Raw genomic sequence first — 4,924 nt, 5'->3', positions numbered from 1 at the left:
ACCTGTACCTGCAGACGCTCCTCGTTTCTCGCCGACAGCACCACCGCCACTGGCCCCACCCATGCCCGCTGAGCCTCCGGCGGCGCCACGTATTCCTCCAGCACCACATGCGCGTTCGTGCCGCTGAAGCCAAAGCTGCTCACGCTGGCCACCTTCTTGCCGTCAGGCCACGGCTGCGCTTCAGCCGTCACTTTCACTGGCAGTCGCGCCCATTGAATGTGTCGATTCGGCGTTTCGAAATGCAAGTGCTTCGGAATAACACCATGCCGCATGGACAGAATGACTTTAATCAATCCCGCCACCGCCGCCGCCGCTTCCAGGTGCCCCACATTGGTTTTCACCGACCCTAACAGCAGCGGCGAATCGACGCCGCGACCGACACCGAGCGCCGCTGCCGCGGCTTCCACCTCGATCGGATCCCCAAGCGGGGTCCCCGTCCCGTGTGCCTCCAGATATTTCACCTCATGCGCGGCGATCCCACTGCGCTTGAGCGCCGCTTCAATGACCGCCTGCTGCGCCTTCTGATTCGGAGCGGTCAGCCCCGCGCTCGCCCCATCCTGATTGATCGCGCTGCCTCGAATCACTGCCCATACAGGATCTCCATCCCGCTGTGCATCGGCGAGGCGCTTCAAGATCAGTATTCCGCAGCCTTCGCCACGCACATAGCCGTTTGCGGACGCGTCGAAGGTCTTGCAGCGGCCATCCGGCGACAGCATTCCAGCCCGTGCGAAGGCGACGAATGTCGCATCGTTCAGCAAGATGTTTACGCCACCCGCCACGGCCAAGTCGCATTCCCCTGCGAGCAGGCTTTCGCACGCCAGGTGCGTGGCTACCAACGACGAACTACAGGCCGTATCAACCGACAAGGCAGGGCCATGCAAGTCGAAGTAATACGCGATCCTGCCGGCTGCGATCGACGCTGCGTTGCCGGTGGCGAAGTGAGGATCGGCAGCATGGCCGGCGCCCTGCTGGTTCAGCAAGGTTTCGTAGTCGTGGCCCATCACGCCAACAAATACGCCGGTGTTCGACCCCGCCAATCGGGTGGGGTCGATCCCGGCTCGTTCAAGAGCCTCCCACACGACTTCCAGCAGGAAGCGATGTTGCGGATCGATCAATTCCGCTTCGCGTGGCGAAATCCGGAAAAATGATGCATCGAAGCGGGAGACATCTTCGAGGAACCCACCGAATTGACCCTCGCTACAAACAGTCTGGTCATCCCGATCATTCTTTCGACAAGTGCCAGGCGTTGATCGCTGCTTGATAGCATCGATCCCGCCTTCCAGTAACGCCCAGAATTGCTCCGGACTCGACGCTTCGCCTGGAAAGCGACAACCCACACTAATCACGGCGATGTCGTCTCTTTCTGAAACACCACGGGTTGCCTGCCTCTGCAAGTCGTCGGCAGAATCCGCCGCGACGTTCGTGTGCGCCTTTGCTTCGCTGGCTTCATCCGTGTTTTCGGGCGAGCGCACTTCAAATGCCACGCCTTGCACCTGCAGATATTCATCGATCGCCGCCGGCGTGCCATACTGAAAGAAAAACGTCACCTCAAGCTCGATGCCGATTTGTTCGCCAAGGCGATGACGCAATTCCAGCAAATCGAGTGAACTTAGTCCCATTTCCATCAACGGCACGTGCGGCCCATACGCTGCCGATCGCTCCGGGCCTAGCGCCTGCTCTATGGTGTTGCGTACCCATCTTGAGCACGCCTCGTGCGAGGAGCTTGTCGCCGGCATGTTCTGCTGCTGAATTGTTGCGTCGCTCGACTGAGCACGCGCCGGTTCACCTTCCCCTGCACATCCATGGGTCAGATCGTGGGCCCGAAGGTATTCGACAATCGCTGCGGGTGTTCCACATTGAAAGAAAAAAGTTGGATGCAGCGTGATCCCGACGCGTTCGCCGAGCCGATGACGCAACTCCAGCAAGTCGAGCGAACTCAAGCCCATTTCCATTAGGGGCGCCTGCGGTTCATACGCGCCGACTCGCCGCTTGCCTAGTACCTGTTCTATCGTGTGTCGCACCTGCGTCGCCAACTCCACCGCTGCCGCACTCCGCGCGAGCACGCGTCTCGAGCCCGCCGGCGCCCGCGCTTGCATCACTGGCGGGAAATCCCGGAAGTTCTGGTATTCAATCAACACCCCAGCGCCACCATTCGCCTTGTCTTCCGGCCGAAACGAGCACACGACTTCACGAACCGTCGCGCCGTGCGACTCATGAAAGCGCAGCATCGGATCCACGGGCCACCCGGTGTGATCACGCTGCTGGATGTACTGGTCCATTGAGGCAATGGTCGGATTCGACCGCGCATAAGCGCGACAGCGCGTAACGCCGGCAACCGTCTCGATGTCTTCACAGCAGGCAAAGTAAACAAGGGCGAAGTCGAGCAGTTCGTCCGCTATTCCAGTGCCTTGCATTTCCGGTAAGACGCAGGTTCCGAGCAGATGAGCAACCACACCGTCCGGTTTGTGGACGCGCGCAAAATCCGCGAATGGGGTATCACGCAATTGCGCCAACGCCTCCACTCTCTGCGAATACAAGGCCGCGACAAGCCGACCATCCTGTTCCACCAGCATTTGCCCTTGTGGGAAAACACTGATGCGACGGCGCAATTCGATCTCGGACACGGCCAGGTCTTCTGACCAGCAGATCCGGTCCAACTCTCGCAAACGTGCGATATCAGCCTCAACCGGATGCCGTATCCGATAGGGACGTGCGAGCCACCGATTCAGCGTGATACGGGTAAAAGGCGCCGCGCGCGGAAACCGCCGAAAAGATACTCGTTCGGGATAGAGTCCCGCTTCGGCCGCGGCCATCAAAAACACGGGAGCCTCGAACAGGTGCTGCCGTGACATACCGTGGTAAGCGTCGAAGTGGAGGGCTCCGGTTCGACTCCCCAGCCTGCGCACTATTTGCGGACTCAGGCAGTGCACTTCCAGCATTGCCAACCCATACCGCGAGGTCACCTCTCGCCAACGCTCCAGATGCTCCACCAGGCTCTGCAACGCGGATGCCGGCTCGATACTCTTGCCATCCTGGTCGACGTACACGCCCGTGAAGGGAAAATTGCCTCTTCGCACGACTGCCGCTTCGTCTAGCGGAGAGCGTAAGTCTCTGTCGTGGTCAAGAAAGGAACGGATATGCAAGATCTTCTCTGGGTCCGTTATCCCGCACTCGCTCAAGGATTCGATGAATCCGTGCGGATCGCCGATATCGCCGACCACAAGGACGTGCGGCAGGCCCGCCAGAGTTCGTGAGGCCACCTCCAGCGCACGTTCATTGAAATCCGCACCGATTAACAACAACGGATAACTCTCCAACGCCTTACCACGCTTTGTTCTCGTCTGGATCACTTCGTAGAGTTGGCGCAGCAACGTCCCGTCGCCGCATCCCATGTCGGCGATATAACGTGGTTGCACATCGAGCGCCTCTCGATCGAACAGATCCACGATGAGATCGCTGAATGCCTCGAAATACAACCGATGCTGAAAGCCGCTGCACGTCACGTTCAGCTGGCGCTCGATATGGCGCTCGTGCCCTTCCGCATCCCGACCGAACACCTCTACGGCATTTCCAAATAGCAACGCTTCCGTGCGTGCCAGCATGGGCTGATAGGACACCACCGTCCCGAGCGCCGCTCCGTTCCTGATCAGGTACTGACCGGCACTGTTCAGCTTGAACACTGAACCCTCCATACTTCCCCAGCCTCGCACTTCGAAATAACGACGCAGCATCGCCTGAGAAGTGGGCGAGACTTCCGGATGTGCCTTTGCTTCCAATACCGCCGCGCCACCCAACCGATCGATCTGTACTAGCAACGGGCACAGTAACGCTCCAGTCAACAATCCGGCCATAGGCTCCCCTACGTCGCCCCAATTGCTCATTGCACGTTCCAACCATTTTCGCAATGCCACGCTCGCCGGATCCTGGAATGCAGCACTAGTCGACAAACGCATCAACTCGTCAATGTCAGCGGGCAACCGCGCTGCCGATTTCATCGCAGGCGTGGCCCGGTAGGAATCCTCCCCAATCGATTCCACCCAGTCCAACTCCAGTAACAGCCGCATGGCTACGCGTAGGTGCCCGTCATTTGCCCCCGTCGCTAAAGCCAATTTCCCGATGGTCAGATCGGCATGACCATCCAGACTCCCAAACAGGAAGTGCCGACGACAGGCCTCGATCACGGGCGTTGCCACGAATCCGTCTGCAAAACTATTAATCAGACCGAGCACGACACACTCCTGAAATTTAAAAAAAATCGCCCGCGCAGCGACTCGCGCCACATCATCTCGAAGACATGGCGTCACCGCGGCACAGCTATTCTCACTACGACTTAAAAGCAGCGTATCTTTCTTTCCCGTCCCGTACATTTTTCGAAAGACGATATGTATTACTTAATAAAGTAGCTACCAATAATTGTCGTTATGAAAAATCGGACTTTGAATGTTTAGCCGAGCGCATTCTCGATCAGAACGGTCGTGGGATTGCGAAACACCGTTGAGTCAAACACGTTTTAAAAGCTTGCGCTGACGATCTTGGCCAGCTCTGATCTGGCTGTTCCAGTGTAGCGTCCGATCGGATAGCACGGCGCGTGGCTTTGAGTCGCAAGGAGATATATGCATGAACTGTAACAACGGGCTTAATCCACCCGCTTTTCGGCGCGCCGAGGCGAAGCCGACAACCCCACCGTCCCCAGACAAAGCCGTTTGTTTCCCCTGCAAACCCATCCGCGACGCACGCAGTGCGGAGTGGGAGCTAACGAGTCCTTTGTCACTTGCGACGGATACGCGACAACACGGATTCCAGATGCACCACTACTGCGACTGTGCGAGGGCCCCGCTTATGAGCTGGCGGTGTGAGCCGCTTTCTTTGCTTATCTTTCTTTGCGGCGGCAAAGAAAGTAAGTGCCGCCCCGCACAGGGGCAAC

Annotated in this window: 1 protein-coding gene; it reads right to left on the bottom strand. The window is 58.4% G+C overall.

Going from position 1 to position 4,924, the window contains the following annotated elements:
• Positions 1–4,229: AprA-related methyltransferase (locus tag PQR53_RS38620; RefSeq protein ID WP_408465827.1), on the bottom strand; the 4,229-nt coding region annotated here is incomplete at its 3' end.
• Positions 4,230–4,924: the final 695 nt, after the last annotated feature.

The organism is Paraburkholderia fungorum (assembly GCF_046027605.1).
Taxonomy (GTDB): domain Bacteria; phylum Pseudomonadota; class Gammaproteobacteria; order Burkholderiales; family Burkholderiaceae; genus Paraburkholderia; species Paraburkholderia fungorum_F.
The sequence above is the reverse complement of the archived record's forward strand: the minus strand, read 5'-3'. Positions and strand labels throughout refer to the sequence as shown.